Origin of the sequence: Streptomyces regalis (genome assembly GCF_001509475.1) — a bacterium.
In the GTDB taxonomy this organism is placed as follows: domain Bacteria; phylum Actinomycetota; class Actinomycetes; order Streptomycetales; family Streptomycetaceae; genus Streptomyces; species Streptomyces regalis.
Genome location: NZ_LLZG01000414.1, coordinates 1 through 17,257 on the forward strand (window position 1 = coordinate 1; position 17,257 = coordinate 17,257).

Genomic DNA, 17,257 nt, shown 5'->3' on the forward strand with positions numbered 1-17,257 from the left:
GTTGGAGTTCTTCATGGCCTCTTCGTAGGACGGGAACTCCACGATCTCGACGACATGGGTGGAGTCCGAGCGGTCCTGCCCGACGATCGAGTGCGTGGCGGTCCGCTTGCCCTGGGTCGCCTCGACCCAGTTGTCCATCAGCCGGTTGAGCTGGTCGACGTTGCTGGTCTTGCAGTCGATGAGCTGGACGAAAGTCATGAGCCCCTCCCGTGCGATCAGCGACGCGCATGAATGAATTGGGCGATTTCAGGCTATAACGGGGCTGCTGCCCTTGCTCCTTCTGTCGCTCCAACTGCTGAGTCATCGGGGCCGACATCTGCTATTGCGGAGCCCGCGCCGTTCTGGACGGCAGACCAGCCGCCGGTTTCGGGGTAGCGGAGTTGGCACCTGGTGTCGACGCTGCCCGACCCGGAGGCGGCGCTGTGGCCTGGGTCACCCGGCTCCGCCCGGGCGGCACGCTCCTCCTGGTCGAGGGGCGATGGCGTGAGGCAGGACAGAGCGGAGTGCCGTACGTGGACGGCGCCGAGTCCCTGCCCTGGCACGGAGGCGTCCCCACCGACGATCTTGCACGCGCCGTCCGCCCCGTCGCCGCAGACCTGCGCATCGAACCGCTCAGCGGCGACGACGACCTGTGGGGCGGCTCGGTCGCTGACGAGCGGCACGCGCTGATCGCGCGTATCTGACCACTGCCACGGGATGAAAGATCATGGTCCGTGGCGAGCGGGTCGCTTCAGCGACGGGAATCGCGGGAAAACGGATTGTGTGAGTTCTGGCCTCCGCATCCTCTGCGCCGCCGTCCTCGTGCTGGCTTCGATGGCGGCGATGTATGTCGCCGCTCTCTGGCTCGTCCGGCAGCTGTGATGTGCGACGTCTGCCGCGCCGAGAGGTGAGCATGCACCCCATCACTTGTCGTGTGCTCTTGAACTTGGCTGCACGCCTTACCGGGGCTACTGGTGTGCGTGCAGTGCGTCGGTGAGGTAGCGGTGGCTGTGGCGCCAGCCCGCCGGACTGGGGGTGGTGCCGGCGAGGTGGGGGTGGCCGCAGTGGAGATCGGTGTGCTCGTGCTCGATGACCGCCGACGCTTTCGTCGGCCACGGGTGCACGGTCGCTTTCGGCAGGCATGTGGAGCCGGGGGTGGCGATGGACCTTGGACTGGTCGATGTCGCGTGGGCTGATGGCGAGGGTGGCGGCTGAGGAAGTCCGTGTTGAGGGTGGTGTCTCACTCGATCAACACGCGGTATCTAGTGGGCGTCTAGCGGTCACAAACCCTCCAACTATCCAAGAGACGTGTGGAATGGCGTGAAGCGGCATGGGAGGTAAGAACCCCTTGAAACAATCAAGGAGACAGGCGTTCAGATAGCTGGGGGTGGCTGCTGTGACTGCAGAATCGGATGCCTCGACGCCGCAGGGGGACGGGGCAGCAGAGCAGCAGACGCCTCGTGGCGCGCAGGGCTCGACAGTGGCACCGTCAGTGCTGTCGACCCCTGATCAAGCACCTTCGACGCCTCGGCCTCCTTCGCCACTTCGCAACAGGGCGAACTGGGTAACGTACGTCACCCTGCCGCTCGTTGGCGCCCTAGCCCTCTGGATCATCCAAGGGGGGTGGGGTTGGGTGTGGGATCAGGTCACTGGGCCACCTGAGTCGACGGTGTACACCCCGGGGGTTTCCAGCTTCTCCTCGTACACCGACTTGCCGGTCGATGCCGTAAAGAAGAATTACGAATCGGCGGCCAAAGAAGGAGTACCCGTCGCCACCAAGGACAATTACCCCCCCCGAACTACCGCTGACGTTGCAGACAAAGACGTCGCAGGCCATCGTCGTCACCGGAGTGAAGATCCGGGTCCTGTCCAGGCGGTCGCTCCCGAACTCCGGGCTTGTCATAGACGCACAGTTGAACGGAGGGCCCCAAGTACCCACCCACATCTTCGACGTGGACTTCACGCGATCAGTGCAAACGCTGGCCTCCCAGAACGGCAAGGACAGGGACCTCCCGTACGAGGTTGAGGACAGGGGCTTCCCGTACAAGGTTTCGGGCAGCGATCCGGCACAGGTAGTCCTCCTACTCCATCCGGGGCAACGAGATGTCCGCTTCACGGTGGAAGTTGAGTGGGTGTCCGACGGGGAACACGGCAGTGAGACATTGGACAACCATGGGCAGGGCTACCGCGTGATGGGGCAGGGTGATCTTCCTCGGTATTACCAGGAGTCGGAGTAGACCCACAGCGCTCACAGCAGGTACTCGACAAGGGGAGGTAGCCATGCCAACTCCGAAGGCCGGCAACCCCCGTTGCGGGGCTACGAAGACGGTAATGGGGGGCGCCGCGCATCCACTGGACCGTCGCGTTCCGCCGTGTTCCCGTCGATGGCTCGTCGTGCTTGCCAGGCCATCGACTCGCTCGGCCCTGCTGACGGCTACGGCAGACGGCAAGGCCCGGCATCCCGAAGCCGGGATGCCGGGCCTTGCCACAGCGGCGGGATCAGACGGGGCGGATGTTCTCAGCCTGGGGGCCCTTCTGGCCCTGGGTGACGTCGAACTCGACCTTCTGGCCCTCATGCAACTCGCGGTAACCCTGGGCGGCGATGTTGGAGTAGTGGGCGAAGACGTCGGGACCGCCGCCCTCCTGCTCGATGAACCCGAACTGCGGGTGCCGATTAATCATCCAGCCTGGTCAAGCCGCATGTTCGTACTCACGTAGGGTTCCACCCAGCCGGTCCCGTCGGCGCACCTCCAGGTGCCTGCTCGTCTCTGGCACGCTGATCGGTTCGGGTAGCGGGCGGAGCGGAGCGGCTTGCTTCAGCGTTCGGTGCGGCCGGTGCTGGTTGTAATGGGCCTCGAACACCCGGAGTGCGTGGAGCAGGTGGCTCCGGTTCCAGATCAAGGTGCGGTCGAGGAGCTCTCTGCGGCAGGTCTGTATCCACCGCTCCGTGAGCGAGTTCATTCGGGGTATCCGGATGCCGGTGGTGACGACCTTCAGTCCTGCGTCGGCGAGCAGGTCGTCGAAGGCGGCCGTGAACTTTGAGTCGCGGTCGCGGATGAGGAACTTGGCCTTGCTGCCCGCGTCCTCGAGGTCCATGAGGAGGTTGCGTCCGAGCTGGACGATCCACTGCGCGGTCGGATGTGCCGTGGCGCCCAGGATCCGGATGCGTCTCGTGGCGTGCTCGATGACCGCGAAGACGTACAGGCGCGCGCCGGTCAAGGTGCGGGTCTCAAAGAGATCGCAGGCGAGCAGTGCGTCGGCCTGGCTGCGGAGGAAGTCGGCCCAGGTCGTGTTCTGTCGTTCGGGTGCGGGCAGGATGCCGTGCGCGCGGAGGATCTCCCAGACGGTGGAGGCGGCGACCTTGACGCCGAGAGCCGCGAGTTCGCCGTGGATCCGGCGATATCCCCATGAGGGATTCTCCCGGGCGAGGCGCAGGACGAGGGTGCGGATCGAGCGGACGGTGGGCGGGCGGCCGCGGCGCTTGGGCACGCAGGCCGCAGCATGGCGTCGCTTGAGAAGGTCACGGTGCCATCGCAGGATGGTGTCTGGACGTACCAGCAGCAAGAGGTGCCGCAGCTTGTCCATCGGGAGGTGGTGGAGCAGGCCGACGAGGACGGCGCGGTCGGCGGCGGTGAACGTGGGTTTGCCGACCTGACGCTGCAGGACCAGCAGCTGGTGGCGCAGCGCCAGGATCTCGATGTCCTTGTCGCGGTCGCTCATCGGCAGAAGGCGCAGGAGTGCCAGGGTGTTGGTCGCGGCGAGATAGGTCAAGCGCAGCAGCACGAAAGAATCATGATGGTGTACGCGCCTGTGCACGTGAAGAGACTGGGTGGGCTGGGGCACGGCCAGAGATCGGCGGTCAAGGCCGCGACCTGGGCGGATGATTTCTCGGCACCCGCACAGCTCGGCGCGGACTCGCCAGGTACTCGACCATTCCGGCCGTGCCGAGGGCCTGGAGCGCGGCCCACTCCCCGGAGGTCGAGTAGACGACGATCGGAACTTTCTCCTCGTCGCGGAGCCGTACGAGGACGTCCCCGGCCGCCGCACGGCACCCGGGAGCGGGGCGTGATGATCGTGTCCCGCCTCGCCACGAGCCCGCTCCCGGGTGCCGGTGGACTACCTCCCGCACCGGGTGGCCACCGTGACCGTGGAGACCGACACGGGGCCCTTGGAGGTCGTCGGGGTGTACGTGTACCGTCCCGCGACCGGACGGAGGCGAAGGTCACCAGGAAGCGCACGTTCCTGGGGGCCTGGCCGCCGCGCTCCCCACCGGGAAGGCTGGCCACCGCCTGGTCCTCGGGGGCTTCAACATCCTGGAGCCCACCCACGTCCCGAGATACCGGACCTTCCAGGCCTGGGGGTACGGGTTCTGTACCGGGCTCGCCACGGCCGGGTACCGGGACGCCTTCCGCCTTCTGGCCCCGGACGCCCTGGAGTGTTCCTGGGTGGGGCGTACCGGCGACGGCTACCGCTACGACCACGCCCACGTCTCCGGGCCCCTCACGCGCCACGTGACGGGTTGCCGGAACGTGCACGAGCCGCACACCGACGGCCCGCACGGCAAGCCGTGCGGGCCCTTCCGTGTCATCCCCTACTTTGCGGACGCACTCGTCCTAGTGGGGCGTATCCCGCCTCCCCGGTGGGAGATGAGTGGGAGACAAGTGGGAGATGATCATGGCGTGGTGCTGCAATCAGGCGCTAGGAAATGCTAGATAGCGCTACCTGTGCGGCCCTGGTTCAGCCCCCGGATTCGGCCGCGTGAGGAGACAGCACACCTGCGCTGACCAGCACAATGATGACGATGCCGAGCGCGATGCGGTACCAGACGAATGGCATGAAACTCTTGGTTGAAATGAACTTCATGAACCACGCGATCACTGCATAACCGGACGCGAAGGCGATCACCGTCGCGAAGATCGTCGGGCCCCAGGAGACGTGGCCGCTCTCCATCGCGTCCTTGAGCTCGAAGAGGCCGGAGGCGAGGACGGCCGGGATCGCGAGGAGGAAGGAGTAGCGGGCCGCCGACTCGCGGGTGTAGCCCATGAAGAGGCCGCCGCTGATGGTGGCGCCGGAGCGGGAGACTCCGGGGATGAGCGCCGCGGACTGGCACAGGCCGAAGATCAGGCCGTCCTTCACGCCCAGGTCCTCGAGGCCCTTGCGCTGCTTGGCGGCGCGGTGCCGGCCGCCCGACTCGTCGCGTGCGGCCAGCCGGTCGGCGACGCCGATGACGATGCCGACGACGATCAGCATCGTCGCCGTGATGCGCAGGTCGCGGAAGGGACCCTCGATCTGGTCCTTGAGCGTGAGGCCGAGCACGCCGATCGGGATCGAGCCGACGATCACCAGCCAGCCCATCTGCGCGTCGTGATCCTGCCGCATCTCCTTGTTGGTCAGCGACCGCGCCCACGCCGAGATGATCCGCCCGATGTCCTTGCGGAAGTAGATCAGCACCGCTGCCTCCGTGCCGATCTGGGTGATCGCCGTGAAGGCCGCACCGGGGTCCTCCCAGCCCGAGAACGCCGCGGTCAGCCGCAAGTGCGCGCTGGAGGACACGGGGAGGAACTCGGTCAGCCCCTGGACGAGTCCGAGGATGAGCGATTCAAACCAAGACATGAAGTTACGGAGTCCAAGTGCTGATCGTGGCAAGGGATGACGGGGGACACCGCGTCGGCGGCGCAGAGATCGCGAGTGTCGAGGGGCAGCGTAGCGTCCCGCGATGACAGCTCCGGCACAGGGGGCTCGGCGGCCGGCTCGCCGACCCAGCCATACCGGTGTTGACCTGCAGAGGCGTCGCCGCTTACGTTGCTGCGAACTGAAAGCGCTTGCTGTCCTCGTTTGCAGGTGCCCGCGTCCCGGAGGAGTCCGATCACGTCCATGGCTACATCCGAGACCACCCTGCTCACCGGCCGCCGCATCAGGGTCGCCGTGATCGGCACCGGCGCCATCGCACGGGACTCCCACCTGCCCGCGCTCGCCAGGCTCGCCGAGGAGGGCGAGACGGAGATCGTGGCCGCCGTCGACATCGCCGCGGAGTCGGCCGAGGACTTCTGCGTGACCGCGACCGCGACCGCGACCGCGACTGCGGCTGGGGCTGGGGCGCCCCGTGCCTACACGGATCTGGACCTGATGCTCCAGGAGCAGCGGCCCGACCTGGTCATCATCGGCACGCCGCCGACCCTGCACCGCGACCAGACCGTCGCGGCGCTGCGCGCCGGTGCCTGGGTGTGGTGCGAGAAGCCGCCGGTGCCGAGCCTCGTCGACTTCGACGCCGTCGAGGCGGAGGAGGGCAAGGACGGCGGCCCGTTCGCCTCGATCGTCTTCCAGCACCGCTTCGGCTCGGGCACCCGGCACGTACGACGGCTGCTCGCCGAGCAGGCCATGGGCCGGCCGCTCGTCGCGCACTGCCAGACCACCTGGTACCGCGACACCGCCTACTACGCCGTGCCCTGGCGCGGCCGCTGGCAGACCGAGGGCGGCGGTCCCGCGATGGGGCACGGGATCCATCAGATGGATCTGCTGCTCGACCTGCTCGGGCCGTGGAGCGAGGTGCGGGCCATGGCCGGGCGTCTGGTGCACGACGTGGAGACGGAGGACGTCTCGACCGCGCTCGTACGTTTCGCGAACGGCGCGATGGCGACCGTCGTGAACAGCGTGCTGAGCCCCGACGAGGTCAGCCGCATTCGCATCGACTGCGAGCGTGCCACCGTCGAACTCACCCACCTGTACGGCCACCGCAACGACAACTGGGCCATCACCCCGGCCCGGGGCGTGCCGGACGCCGAGGCCGCGGCGTGGCAGGACTTCGGCGCGGACGTGCCCAGTTCGCATCTGGAGCAGCTGCGGGAACTGGTCGCGAGCATGCGTGCCGGAGAGCGGCCGCGCAGCAGTGGCGCGGACGGGCGTACGAGCCTGGAGCTGATCGCCGCGCTGTACAAGTCCGCGTTCACGGACACGACGGTGAAGGCGGGGGAGATCGGCCCCGGCGACCCCTTCTATACGGCGATGCACGGGGGTGCGCCCGGCTGGGCCCCCGTCGCGGGGGAGCGGGTCGCCTCCGGTGAGAAGGCCGCTGCGGGCGGGGAGGTCGCCGCGTGACCGGGCTGCGTGTCGTCCATGCGCACGGCGACCGCATCACGGTGACCGAGTCGGTCACCGGCGTCGAACTGCTCACCTACGTCTACGGGCCGGAGGCCGCCTGGGAGGCCCCGAAGCCCTACGTCCACCCGCTGCGGACCCTCGCCGGTGACGTCGTCACCGACTACCGGCCCAACGACCACCGCTGGCACAAGGGCCTGTCGCTCACGGCCTCGCACCTTTCGGGAGCGAACTTGTGGGGCGGCAACACCTACGTCCACGGGCAGGGATATCTCGAGCTGTCCGAGCGCGTCGGGTCGATGGCGCACGCCGGGTTCGACGAGGTCTGCGCGGACGGTGACCGTGTTGTCATCGCCGAGCGGCTGACCTGGCATCCCCACAGCGGTGAGCTGTGGGCCGACGAGCAGCGCCGGGTCGAGGTGCACGACATCGAGCCGGAGGCGGGGGCGTGGGCCCTGACCTGGGCGAGCGCCGTGACGAACCGGCGCGACGAGCCGCTGCGGTTCGGCAGCCCCACCACCGCCGGGCGTGAAATGGCCGGTTACACGGGCCTGTTCTGGCGCGGTCCGCGCGCCTTCCAGGGCGGCCGGATCACCGCCCCGGACGCCGAGGGCCCCGGCCTGATGGGCGAACAGGCGCCCTGGCTGGCCTACTCCGGCGAGCACGACGGCACCGACGGCCACGCGACCCTCGTCTTCGCGCACGCCCCCGAGAACGACCACGCCGGCGAGCGAGGCGCCCACCCCGCCCACTGGTTCGTACGCAACGAGCCCTTCGCGGGCGTGGCCCCGTCCTGGGCGTTCCACGACGAGCTGGAGCTCGCCCCCGGTGACACTCTCACCCGCCGCTACCGGGTCGTCGTGGCCGACGGGGCGTGGGAGCGCGAGGAGATCGCCAAGTACCTGGAGTCGCATCCCTGGTGAGCATCAGGGAGCTCATGGATGCATCCGCGTGACTCCGCGTGACTCCGCGTGACTCCGCGTGACTCCGCGTGACTCCGCGTGACTCCGCGTGACTCCGCGCGACCTACGCGGCTGAAGGCCCCGCCACCGTCCACCCGGGCACCTGGGGATGGGCTGTGAGGTCCTCGTGGTGCACCGGGCCGCCGCACGCCTGACAGGTGACGACCGGGACCAGTTCGTTGCCGCAGGCGTGCTCGATCACCATGGGGCGGTCGTCGTCCTTGCGGAGATGACGGTCGCCCCACGCCATGAGGGTCATCAGGACCGGTTCCAGTTCGAGCCCGGCCTGCGTGGGGCGGTACTCGAACCGCTGCGGGCGCTCACTGTAGGCGCGCTTGGTCAGGACACCGGCGTCGACGAGGCGGCGCAGCCGGGTGGCCAGGATGTCGCGCGGGGCGCCGATGTTGCGCACGAGCTGGTCGAAGCGGCCGTTGCCGAGGCACACCTCGCGCAGGACGAGCAGGGAGTACTTCTCGCCGACGAGCGCCAGGGTGTCGGCGATGGAGCAGGGGCGCGGGTCTTTGGTGGCGGCCATGGCGCTCAGTCTAGGTGAGGGTTCGACTTTCCAACTGAATGGGTTTGATTTTCCAACCCGCAGGGCTATGGTGAGTTTGGATTTCCTACTCACCGGTAATCGCATCGGCCCTCCCACGGGTCGCGCTCCGGTCATCGCCCCGGCGGCCAAGGAGGCCCGCAGCATGCGTGACGCAGTCATCGTCGAAGCCGTACGCACCCCGATAGGCAAGGGCAAGCCGAACGGCGCCCTCGCGCACGTCCACCCTGTAGAACTCCTCGCCCACACCCTGCGCACCCTCGTCGAGCGCTCCGGCATCGACCCGGCGCTCATCGACGACGTCATCGGCGGCACCGTCGACCAGGTCGGCGAACAGGCCATGAACACCACCCGCTACGCCGCCCTGTCGGCCGGCTTCCCTGAGACGGTCCCGGCGACCACCGTGGACCGCCAGTGCGGCTCCTCCCAGCAGGCCGTGCACTTCGCCGCCCAGGGCGTCATCTCGGGCGCGTACGACCTGGTCGTCGCCTGCGGCGTCGAGTCCATGAGCCGGGTGCCGATGTGGTCGAACGTGCCGCCCGGCAAGGACCCCTTCGGCCCCGGCATCGCCGAGCGCTACCCGGAGGGCCTCGTCCCGCAGGGCATCAGTGCCGAGCTCATCGCCGCCAAGTGGTCGATCACCCGCGAGCAGATGGACGCGTTCGCCGTCTCCTCGCACCGGAAGGCGGCCGAGGCCTGGGACAAGGGCCGCTTCGACGCCGAGGTCGCGCCCCTGGAGGGCGTCTCGCGCGACGAGTGTGTCCGACCCGGCAGCACCCCCGAGATCCTCGCCGGCCTCAAGCCCGCCTACTACGACCCGGCCTTCACCGAGCGCTTCCCGCAGATCGAGTGGAACGTCACCGCGGGCAATGCCAGCCCCATCAACGACGGCGCCTCCGCGGTGCTGATCACGTCCAGTGAGACCGCGGCCCGACTGGGCCTTCGCCCCCTGGCCCGGCTGCACAGCTTCGCCGTCACCGGCTCCGACCCTCTGCTGATGCTCACGGGAGTCATCCCGGCGACCGAGAAGGTGCTGCGCAGGGCGCAGCTGAGCCTCGACGACATCGACCTGTTCGAGATCAACGAGGCCTTCTCCAGCGTGGTCCTGGCCTGGCAGCAGGAGACCGGCGCCGACCTCGCCAAGGTCAACGTGCACGGCGGTGCGATCGCGATCGGCCACCCGCTCGGCGCGAGCGGAACCCGTCTGACGACGACCCTGGTCCACGCGATGCGCGAGCGCGGCGCGCGGTACGCCCTGCAGACGATGTGCGAGGCGGGCGGCCTCGCCAACGCGATGATCCTTGAGACGGTGTAGCCGGTAGCCGTCAGCCGTAGCCGGTCAGGAAGGCGGCGTTACGGTTCAGCGGCCCCGCAGGTGGTGGCGCTTGCGCCAGGCCACCACCACGCCCGCCAGCGCCGGCACGGCGATGCAGGCCAGCGCGATCAGAAAGGCCGGCGAGGTCGGCGCGGAGGCGCGGGCGCCGGCGACGACGTACGCGGCGGTGTTGGGGATCGATCCCAGCGCCGTCGCGAGCAGGAACGGGACGTAGCCCATGCGGGAGACGGCGGCGGTGTAGTTCGCGGCCCAGAACGGCACCCCGGGGAACAGCCGTACCGCCAGCATCGAGCGGAAACCGTGCCGGCTGAACTGGCCGTCCGCGGCCTGCAGCCACCGGCCCCGCAGCAACGGGCGCAGCGCGTCCTGGCCGAGCAGCCGACCCAGCCCGAAGGCGACGCCGGCACCCAACACCGTGCCCGCCAGGGAGGCGCCGATGCCCCACTCGGAACCGAAGAGCGCGCCCGCCGCGAGGTTCAGCAGCGGCCGCGGCACGAATGCCACCGTGACCAGCCCGTACGCCACGGCGAACAGCACCACCGCGGCCCCGCCCTCGACGTGTGGCGGCCAGCCGTTCGCCAGGAGCTTGTGCGGTTCGAAGAGCAGCACGGACGACGCGGCCGCCGCGAGCAGCACCACGAGCAGGGACAGCCGCGACCACGGCGAGAGCAGCGCTCTCGAGCAGCGCGTGGCGAAGCCTGCCGGAACGGGCGCCGGCAGGGACGCGGGGACGGTGAGCTCCGTAGCGGCGGCCCGAGGAGGGGCCGTTGCGGTGCCCCCGGAGCGGGCGGTGGCATCGAGCATTCGGCGACAGTAACCGACAAAGATGTGTGATCGCCGTATGGTTCGTCTCATGCGCGTCACAGGTGCGGGAACGTTGGAAGTTCCCCGCAGCGTTCTCGCCGACACGGTCCTGGCGCGGCTCACCGCCGCGTACGCCGCCGCGGCGGATCCGAAGCGGGCCGCCACCGCCCAGGCGTACCTGAAGGACGTGGCCCCGTTCCTCGGCATCCCCACACCCGAGCGCCGCGCCCTGTCCCGCACCGTCCTCGAGGGCACACCGCGCCCCGACGAGACCGACTGCACCGCCGTCGCGCTGCGCTGCTGGCGGCTGCCCGAGCGCGAGTACCACTACTTCGCCGTCGACTATCTGCGCCGCCACGTGGGGCGCTGCTCCTCCGGCTTCCTGCCGGTGGCCCGGCACCTCGTCACCACCGTCTCCTGGTGGGACACCGTCGACGCGCTCGCCGCGCACGTCGTCGGCGGGCTCGTCGCGGCCGATCCGTTGCTCACGGCGGACATGGACGCCTGGATCGTCGACGACGACCTGTGGGTCGCCCGCACGGCCCTGCTCCACCAACTGCGCTACAAGGAACGCACCGACACCCAACGCCTCTTCGCCTACTGCCTGCGGCAGTCCGGGCACCCCGACTTCTTCATCCGCAAGGCGATCGGCTGGTGCCTGCGCGAGTACGCCAAGACCGACCCGGAGGCCGTACGGGCCTTTCTGGCGCGGGAGCGGGGGCGGTTCGCGCCGCTGTCGATGCGGGAGGCGCTGAAGAACATCGGGGCGTAGGCCGCGAACTCCCCATCCGCGAAAAACCATTCGACGTCGGGCACGGCGTCGACGATGATCGACCTCATGTTCCGGTACGCCTTCGTCCTCGCAGCATCCGCAGTCGCGGATGCTCCGAAGGCTGCCGTCTCCGTCTTCCTGGCCGCTGTCGACGGCGCCCGAAGCTGACCCTCCCCGGATCGACCGGCGGACCCCGCAGGGGGAGGGTCGGCGAGTCCTTGGGGTCCCCTCTCCTACGCAGAGACTTCGAGGTACAGCCATGTCCAAGACGGCATACGTGCGCACCAAACCGCATCTGAACATCGGCACGATGGGTCATGTCGACCACGGCAAGACCACATTGACCGCCGCCATCACCAAGGTCCTCGCCGAGCGCGGGTCCGGCACGTTCGTGCCGTTCGACCGCATCGACCGGGCGCCGGAGGAGGCCGCGCGCGGCATCACCATCAACATCGCGCACGTCGAGTACGAGACCGACACCCGGCACTACGCGCACGTCGACATGCCGGGCCACGCCGACTACGTCAAGAACATGGTCACCGGCGCCGCGCAGCTCGACGGGGCGATCCTCGTCGTCTCCGCGCTCGACGGGATCATGCCGCAGACCGCCGAACACGTGTTGCTCGCCCGGCAGGTGGGCGTCGACCACATCGTCGTCGCCCTCAACAAGGCCGACGCGGGCGACGAGGAGCTCATCGACCTCGTCGAGCTGGAGGTCCGTGACCTGCTCACCGAGCACGGCTACGGGGGCGACGCCGCACCCGTCGTACGGGTCTCGGGGCTGAAGGCGCTGGAAGGGGACCCGAAGTGGACGGCGTCGATCGAGGCGCTGCTCGACGCGGTGGACACGTACGTTCCGATGCCGGAGCGGTATGTGGACGCGCCGTTCCTGTTGCCGGTCGAGAACGTGCTCACCATCACCGGGCGGGGGACCGTGGTGACCGGGGCCGTCGAGCGGGGCACCGTGCGGGTGGGTGACCGGGTCGAAGTGCTCGGAGCCGGGCTGGAGAGCGTGGTCACCGGCCTGGAGACCTTCGGCAAGCCGATGGACGAGGCGCAGGCCGGGGACAACGTGGCGTTGCTGCTGCGGGGGGTTCCTCGGGACGCCGTCCGGCGCGGGCATGTTGTCGCGGCGCCGGGCAGTGTGGAGCCGAGTCGCCACTTCACCGCGCAGGTGTATGTGCTGTCCGCACGTGAGGGCGGTCGTACGACGGCGGTCGCCACCGGGTATCGGCCGCAGTTCTACATCCGCACGGCGGATGTGGTGGGTGACATCGACCTCGGTGAGGTGGCTGTGGCGCGGCCCGGGGAGACGGTCACGATGACTGTTGAGCTGGGGCGTGAGGTGCCTCTGGAGCCGGGCCTCGGCTTTGCCATCCGTGAGGGTGGCAGGACCGTCGGGGCGGGGACCGTGACTGCCGTCGTGTGAAGGTGGTGCGGTTCGTGGGGGACTGCGCGGCCGTCGTGGCTGGTCGCGCCCACGCGGCGGAGCCGCATATGGACACAGCCCCACGCCCCTTTGGGGCGCTTGACCCAGGCACAATGGGAAGGTGAACGACGCCATACCCGTCACCCGCGCCGTCGACTACGGCACCGCCAAGCTGATGCCCGACGTCGATCGGAAGCGGGCCTGGTTGCTCACCGTCGACGGGGCGCCTCAGTCATACGTCGATCTCGACGAGCCGACACATCTGGAGTTCGAGTACGCGCGGCGGCTCGGGCATGTGCTGGACACCGTCGCGGAGGCGGGGCGGGTGCTGGACGTGCTGCATCTCGGGGGCGGGGCGCTCACGCTGCCCCGGTATCTGGCCGCGACCCGGGCGGGGTCCCGGCAGGACGTCGTGGAGGCCGACCGGGGGCTGATGGAGCTGGTCGTGGAGCATCTTCCGGTGCCGGACGGGTCGGGGATCTTCCTGCACTCCGCCGACGCCCGGGCCTGGCTGGAGGCGGCCCCCGCGGACTCGGCCGACGTGATCGTCGCCGATGTCTTCGGGGGCTCGCGGGTTCCGGCGCATCTGACGTCGATCGCGTACGTCCGTGAGGCCGAGCGGGTGCTCCGGGCCGGCGGCGTCTACCTGGCCAACCTCGCCGATGCCGCGCCCTTCGCCTTCCTGCGCTCCCAACTCGCCACCTACGCCACGCTGTTCGAGGAGCTGGTGCTGATCGCCGAGCCGGGCGTGCTGCGCGGGCGGCGCTTCGGCAACGCGGTGCTCGTCGCCGCGCACCAGCCCGTCGACACGGCCGCTCTGGCCCGGCTCACCGCCTCCGACGCCTTTCCGGCCCGCGTCGAACACGGGCTCGCCCTGCGGCAGTTCATCGGCGGAGCGCAGCCGGTGCGGGACGAGGACGCCGTAGCGTCACCCGAGCCCCCCGACGGGGCTTTCAGCATCGGCTGAGTCGCGTCGGGTTCCGGCGGTCACCTGTTTGGTACGACGCCGTAGGTTCCGTACGTCCGGCACGCACAGCACCGCCGCCGTGACCACCACGACCAGCGCGGCGCAGCCCCACAGCGCCGAGGTGCGCCCGAAGGCCCCCTCCGCCGGGCCGGCCAGGGCTGTCGCCAGCGGGACCAGGGCGACCGAGCCGAACCAGTCGTACGCGGCGACCCGGGACAGCTTCTCCTCCGGTATCTCCTGATGGAGTGCGGTCATCCAGGAGACGCCGAACACCTCCAGCGTGACGCCGGTCAGGAACATCACCGCGCACAGAACGGCGAGGGGGACCGGTACGGCGAGGGCGGCGGAGGGCAGGGCGAGCGGGAAGACGCACAGGGTGCCGGCGAGGAGGAGGCGGCGTGGCTTCCAGCGGGTCATGAGCAGGGCGCCGACGACCGTGCCCGCCCCGAAGAAGCCCAGGGCCAGGCCCCACGGACCGGCCCCGCCCAGGTGGTCGCGGGCGACGAGGGGGCCGTAGACCGCGTCGGCAGCGCCGACGACCGCGTTCGCGATGGAGAACTGGACGACGATGCCCCACAGCCACGGCCGCCCGGCGAACTCCCGCCAGCCGTCCCGGAGATCGGCGAGCATGCCGCCGCCCGGCGCGCGCTGAGGAACGTGACGCACGTCGAGGAAGGCCCGCAGGGATCCGGCGACCGCGAAGGCCGCCGCGTCCGCCGCCAGCACCCAGCCCGGCCCGATCGCGGCCACCATCGCACCGCCGAGCGCGGCCCCGCCCACCGCCGCCCCCTGCATCGCCATCCGGAACACAGCGAACGCCCGGCTCGCCTGCTCCCCCTGGACCGATGAGAGCAGCATGCCCTCGGCCGCCGGGCTGAAGAACGCCTGGCCGGTGCCGCCGAGGGCGGTGAGCAGCATCATCTGCCACAACTGCGCTTCCCCGCTGAGGACGAGCACCGCGAAGGCGGCCTGGGAGAGGCAGTTGAGGGCGTTGGCCGCGACCATCACCCGGTGCCGCGGAAGGCGGTCCGCGACGGCGCCGCCGATCAGCAGGAAGAGCACCAGGGGCAGGGTGCGGGAGGCGGCCACCAGACCTACGTCGCCGCCGTCGCCACCCGCCTCCAGCACCGCGAACGCCGCGGCGATCAGCGCACCGTGACTGCCGAGGTTGGTGACGAACGCCGCGGCGGTCAGCAGGCTGTAATTGCGGCCTGCCCAGGCGGGGCGGCGGGAGCGGCGGAGGAGCTCGAGCACGGAGGTCACCGGCCGACTATTGCCGTCCGGACCTCGATCTGCCAAGCGAATTGCAGGTCACTGGCCGGACGCACCACTTCGGCTCGCGGATGCTCCGGCTCGACCGGTAGTGATACGACGCTCGTCACATAGGCCTGTTCCCGAACCCTACTCACGGGTAACCTAGCCGCCATGAGCGCAGACCAGATGTCGATCGGCGAGATGCTCGCCGCCACCGTGCCGATGGCCCGGACCCTCAACCTCGAGTTCCTGGAGACCACGCCGGAGAGGGCCGTGGTGGCTCTGCCCGACCAGGGCGAGTACCACAACCACGTGGGCGGGCCGCACGCCGGCGCGATGTTCACGCTCGGCGAGTCCGCCAGTGGCGCGATCGTCCTGGCCGCGTTCGGCGACCAGCTCTCGCGTGCCGTGCCGCTGGCGGTGCGGGCCGAGATCGCCTACAAGAAGCTCGCCATGGGCGCCGTCACCGCCACCGCGACGCTGGGTCGCCCGGCCGCCGAGGTCGTCGCGGAACTGGACGCGGGGGAGCGGCCCGAGTTCCCCGTGGCGATCGAGATCCAGCGCGGTGACGGGGCCGTGACCGGGGAGATGACCGTCGTCTGGACCCTGCGACCGAACGGCTGAGCCGGCCGTACGGCAGAGGTCGTAAGACAGAAAGAAGGGGCCCCATGTGGGGCCCCTGTGTCTGTCGTGCCGCGTACGCCTTGTCGTGCCGGGGAACGCTCAAGCGGCGAGCGGGTTCCGCTTCTCCTGCCCGCCGCCGTCCTCCTCCAGCCCTGCCACGAACTCCTTCAGCCAGGCCGTGAACTCCGGCCCCAGGTCCGCCCGGCCGCACGTCAGCCGAACCACCGTGCGCAGGTAGTCCGCCTTGTCGCCGGTGTCGTAGCGCAGCCCGTCGAACACGACTCCGTGGACCGTTCCGCCCGTCGCCAGTTCCTGGAGCGCGTCGGTGAGCTGGATCTCGCCGCCGCGGCCGGGCGGGGTGCGCTCCAGGATGCCGAAGACGGCCGGGGCGAGGACGTAACGGCCGATGACCGCGTAATGGCTCGGGGCGTCCTCGCGCGACGGCTTCTCCACCAGGCCCGTGACGCGGACGACCCCGTCCTCGCCGGACGGTTCGACGGCCGCGCAGCCGTAGAGGTGGATCTGGTCCGGCGGGACCTCCATGAGGGCGACCACGCTGCCCTCGTAGCGGTCGCGGACCTCCAGCATCCGGCTGAGCAGGGTCTCGCGCGGGTCGATGAGGTCGTCGCCGAGGAGCACGGCGAACGGCTGGTCGCCGACGTGATGACGGGCGCACAGCACCGCGTGTCCGAGGCCGAGCGGGTCGCCCTGGCGGATGTGGTGGATGTCAGCGAGCCGGGCCGGGTCGCGCACCGCGTCCAGCCGTACGTTGTCGCCCTTGGCGGCGAGCGCCTGCTCCAGCTCGAAGGCGTTGTCGAAGTGGTCCTCGATGGCCCGCTTGTGCCGACCGGTGATCATCAGTACGTCGTCGAGCCCGGCCGCCGCGGCCTCCTCGACGACGTACTGGATGGCCGGCTTGTCGACAACCGGCAGCATCTCCTTGGGGGTCGCCTTCGTCGCGGGCAGGAACCGTGTGCCGAGGCCGGCGGCCGGGACGACCGCCTTGCGGACCGCGCGGGTGGTACGGGCCGTACCGCCCGAATCAGGGCTGGGTGTCGTGTGGGGGACGATCATGCGATTCATGCTGGTACATGGGGATGAGAGCACGCCGAGAGAAACCTCGGAGCTTGCTGTGCGACATGTGGAATTGAAGATTCCGTGGACCCGTGGTCCTTGGCTGCACACAACTCGTCGCCCGGCCCGATGAACGATTTCGAAAGCCGGTGCGGATACCGCCGGTAACTGATCTGAATTCCCCGCTTTTGAACATCGGTCACTCGAACTTCTTGTTTCCTGCGTGTCGCTTGTGCGAAAGTGAGCGACCCGATAGCCGGTCACAGGTGACGTGGTCCAGGTATGCACCAATCAGGTATGCACCAATCAGGCACCTGCTTTTCCGACGGACGCGCATTTCGCATGCCGTTCTGCGGCTGGGAAGGAAATGGTTCAGTGCAATCCCCCAACCCCCCACGACCGCCGTAC

The 17,257-nt window shown here is 69.5% G+C and carries 17 protein-coding genes and 1 pseudogene; 9 read left to right on the plus strand and 9 right to left on the minus strand.

Annotated features, from left to right (window positions below; genetic code table 11):
* A pseudogene (locus ADL12_RS46785) lies at nucleotides 1-198 on the minus strand (ester cyclase); the annotation flags it as partial.
* Nucleotides 199-422: 224 nt separating this feature from the next.
* Between ADL12_RS46785 and ADL12_RS46790 the strand changes: the two are divergent.
* Nucleotides 423-683 carry a hypothetical protein gene (locus tag ADL12_RS46790; RefSeq protein ID WP_244188300.1) on the plus strand — a complete coding sequence of 87 codons (261 nt, stop codon included), beginning with the start codon at nucleotides 423-425 and terminating at the stop codon, nucleotides 681-683.
* A gap of 264 nt (nucleotides 684-947) precedes the next feature.
* Here the strand turns inward: ADL12_RS46790 and ADL12_RS54750 are convergent, their stop codons facing one another.
* Nucleotides 948-1,103, minus strand: coding sequence for a hypothetical protein (locus ADL12_RS54750; protein ID WP_159053512.1), 156 nt, complete (start codon nucleotides 1,101-1,103; stop codon nucleotides 948-950).
* 687 nt (nucleotides 1,104-1,790) lie between these two features.
* Here ADL12_RS54750 and ADL12_RS46795 point away from each other — a divergent pair.
* Nucleotides 1,791-2,216: a hypothetical protein gene (locus tag ADL12_RS46795; protein WP_062715064.1), complete on the plus strand. Its 426-nt coding sequence runs from the start codon at nucleotides 1,791-1,793 to the stop codon at nucleotides 2,214-2,216.
* 262 nt (nucleotides 2,217-2,478) lie between these two features.
* On the opposite strand, the gene ADL12_RS46800 is transcribed toward ADL12_RS46795, so the two are convergent.
* From ADL12_RS46800 to ADL12_RS46810, 3 genes are all read right to left on the minus strand, one after another.
* Nucleotides 2,479-2,661, minus strand: a complete 183-nt coding sequence (locus ADL12_RS46800) for a cold-shock protein (RefSeq protein ID WP_062715066.1) — start codon at nucleotides 2,659-2,661, stop codon at nucleotides 2,479-2,481.
* 9 nt (nucleotides 2,662-2,670) lie between these two features.
* Nucleotides 2,671-3,762, minus strand: coding sequence for an integrase core domain-containing protein (locus ADL12_RS46805; RefSeq protein ID WP_062715068.1), 1,092 nt, complete (start codon nucleotides 3,760-3,762; stop codon nucleotides 2,671-2,673).
* Between the two features lie 954 nt (nucleotides 3,763-4,716).
* The gene (locus tag ADL12_RS46810; RefSeq protein WP_062715070.1) at nucleotides 4,717-5,592 is read right to left on the minus strand and encodes an undecaprenyl-diphosphate phosphatase; all 876 of its coding nucleotides are present in this window, start codon (nucleotides 5,590-5,592) and stop codon (nucleotides 4,717-4,719) included.
* A gap of 261 nt (nucleotides 5,593-5,853) precedes the next feature.
* Between ADL12_RS46810 and ADL12_RS46815 the strand changes: the two genes are divergently transcribed.
* Together ADL12_RS46815 and ADL12_RS46820 are read left to right on the plus strand one after the other, a co-directional pair.
* Nucleotides 5,854-7,074, plus strand: a complete 1,221-nt coding sequence (locus tag ADL12_RS46815) for a Gfo/Idh/MocA family protein (RefSeq protein ID WP_062715072.1) — start codon at nucleotides 5,854-5,856, stop codon at nucleotides 7,072-7,074.
* Entirely contained in the window at nucleotides 7,071-7,997 is a 927-nt protein-coding gene (locus ADL12_RS46820; RefSeq protein ID WP_062715074.1) for a DUF6807 domain-containing protein, read from the plus strand. The genes ADL12_RS46815 and ADL12_RS46820 overlap by 4 nt, the downstream gene beginning before the upstream one ends.
* Nucleotides 7,998-8,100: 103 nt before the next feature.
* Here the strand turns inward: ADL12_RS46820 and ADL12_RS46825 are convergent, their stop codons facing one another.
* Nucleotides 8,101-8,571 carry a winged helix-turn-helix transcriptional regulator gene (locus tag ADL12_RS46825; RefSeq protein ID WP_062715076.1) on the minus strand — a complete coding sequence of 157 codons (471 nt, stop codon included), beginning with the start codon at nucleotides 8,569-8,571 and terminating at the stop codon, nucleotides 8,101-8,103.
* A gap of 163 nt (nucleotides 8,572-8,734) precedes the next feature.
* Here ADL12_RS46825 and ADL12_RS46830 point away from each other — a divergent pair, with 163 nt between their 5' ends.
* On the plus strand, nucleotides 8,735-9,904 hold the full coding sequence (locus ADL12_RS46830; protein ID WP_062715078.1) for a thiolase family protein: 1,170 nt from the start codon (nucleotides 8,735-8,737) through the stop codon (nucleotides 9,902-9,904).
* 45 nt (nucleotides 9,905-9,949) lie between these two features.
* Here the strand turns inward: ADL12_RS46830 and ADL12_RS46835 are convergent, their stop codons facing one another.
* Nucleotides 9,950-10,729 carry a TVP38/TMEM64 family protein gene (locus ADL12_RS46835; protein WP_062715080.1) on the minus strand — a complete coding sequence of 260 codons (780 nt, stop codon included), beginning with the start codon at nucleotides 10,727-10,729 and terminating at the stop codon, nucleotides 9,950-9,952.
* 49 nt (nucleotides 10,730-10,778) lie between these two features.
* Between ADL12_RS46835 and ADL12_RS46840 the strand changes: the two genes are divergently transcribed.
* From ADL12_RS46840 to ADL12_RS46850, 3 genes are all read left to right on the plus strand, one after another.
* Entirely contained in the window at nucleotides 10,779-11,501 is a 723-nt protein-coding gene (locus ADL12_RS46840) for a DNA alkylation repair protein (protein WP_062715082.1), read from the plus strand.
* A gap of 259 nt (nucleotides 11,502-11,760) precedes the next feature.
* The gene (tuf, locus tag ADL12_RS46845) at nucleotides 11,761-12,930 is read left to right on the plus strand and encodes an elongation factor Tu (protein ID WP_062715084.1); all 1,170 of its coding nucleotides are present in this window, start codon (nucleotides 11,761-11,763) and stop codon (nucleotides 12,928-12,930) included.
* Between the two features lie 121 nt (nucleotides 12,931-13,051).
* Entirely contained in the window at nucleotides 13,052-13,897 is an 846-nt protein-coding gene (locus ADL12_RS46850) for a spermidine synthase (RefSeq protein ID WP_062715086.1), read from the plus strand.
* Here ADL12_RS46850 and ADL12_RS46855 read toward each other — a convergent pair.
* Nucleotides 13,859-15,160 (minus strand): MFS transporter, encoded by a 1,302-nt coding sequence (locus ADL12_RS46855; protein ID WP_244188301.1) that lies wholly within the window; start codon nucleotides 15,158-15,160, stop codon nucleotides 13,859-13,861. The genes ADL12_RS46850 and ADL12_RS46855 overlap by 39 nt on opposite strands.
* Nucleotides 15,161-15,322: 162 nt before the next feature.
* Here ADL12_RS46855 and ADL12_RS46860 point away from each other — a divergent pair, with 162 nt between their 5' ends.
* A complete protein-coding gene (locus ADL12_RS46860) occupies nucleotides 15,323-15,775 on the plus strand; it encodes a DUF4442 domain-containing protein (RefSeq protein ID WP_208614770.1) in 453 nt (150 codons plus the stop codon).
* Between the two features lie 99 nt (nucleotides 15,776-15,874).
* Here ADL12_RS46860 and galU read toward each other — a convergent pair whose 3' ends face one another.
* Nucleotides 15,875-16,849: a UTP--glucose-1-phosphate uridylyltransferase GalU gene (galU, locus tag ADL12_RS46865; RefSeq protein ID WP_062715090.1), complete on the minus strand. Its 975-nt coding sequence runs from the start codon at nucleotides 16,847-16,849 to the stop codon at nucleotides 15,875-15,877.
* Nucleotides 16,850-17,257 lie beyond the last annotated feature (408 nt).

Bases quoted from the DNA above. Each gene is read 5' to 3' on its own strand.
- ADL12_RS46835 (WP_062715080.1), bottom strand. From the start codon at position 10,729: ATGCTCGATGCCACCGCCCGCTCCGGGGGCACCGCAACGGCCCCTCCT.
- ADL12_RS46840 (WP_062715082.1), top strand. From the start codon at position 10,779: ATGCGCGTCACAGGTGCGGGAACGTTGGAAGTTCCCCGCAGCGTTCTC.
- ADL12_RS46815 (WP_062715072.1), top strand. From the start codon at position 5,854: ATGGCTACATCCGAGACCACCCTGCTCACCGGCCGCCGCATCAGGGTC.
- ADL12_RS46825 (WP_062715076.1), bottom strand. From the start codon at position 8,571: ATGGCCGCCACCAAAGACCCGCGCCCCTGCTCCATCGCCGACACCCTG.
- ADL12_RS46860 (WP_208614770.1), top strand. From the start codon at position 15,323: ATGAGCGCAGACCAGATGTCGATCGGCGAGATGCTCGCCGCCACCGTG.
- ADL12_RS46830 (WP_062715078.1), top strand. From the start codon at position 8,735: ATGCGTGACGCAGTCATCGTCGAAGCCGTACGCACCCCGATAGGCAAG.
- tuf (WP_062715084.1), top strand. From the start codon at position 11,761: ATGTCCAAGACGGCATACGTGCGCACCAAACCGCATCTGAACATCGGC.
- ADL12_RS46800 (WP_062715066.1), bottom strand. From the start codon at position 2,661: ATGATTAATCGGCACCCGCAGTTCGGGTTCATCGAGCAGGAGGGCGGC.
- ADL12_RS46810 (WP_062715070.1), bottom strand. From the start codon at position 5,592: ATGTCTTGGTTTGAATCGCTCATCCTCGGACTCGTCCAGGGGCTGACC.
- galU (WP_062715090.1), bottom strand. From the start codon at position 16,849: ATGATCGTCCCCCACACGACACCCAGCCCTGATTCGGGCGGTACGGCC.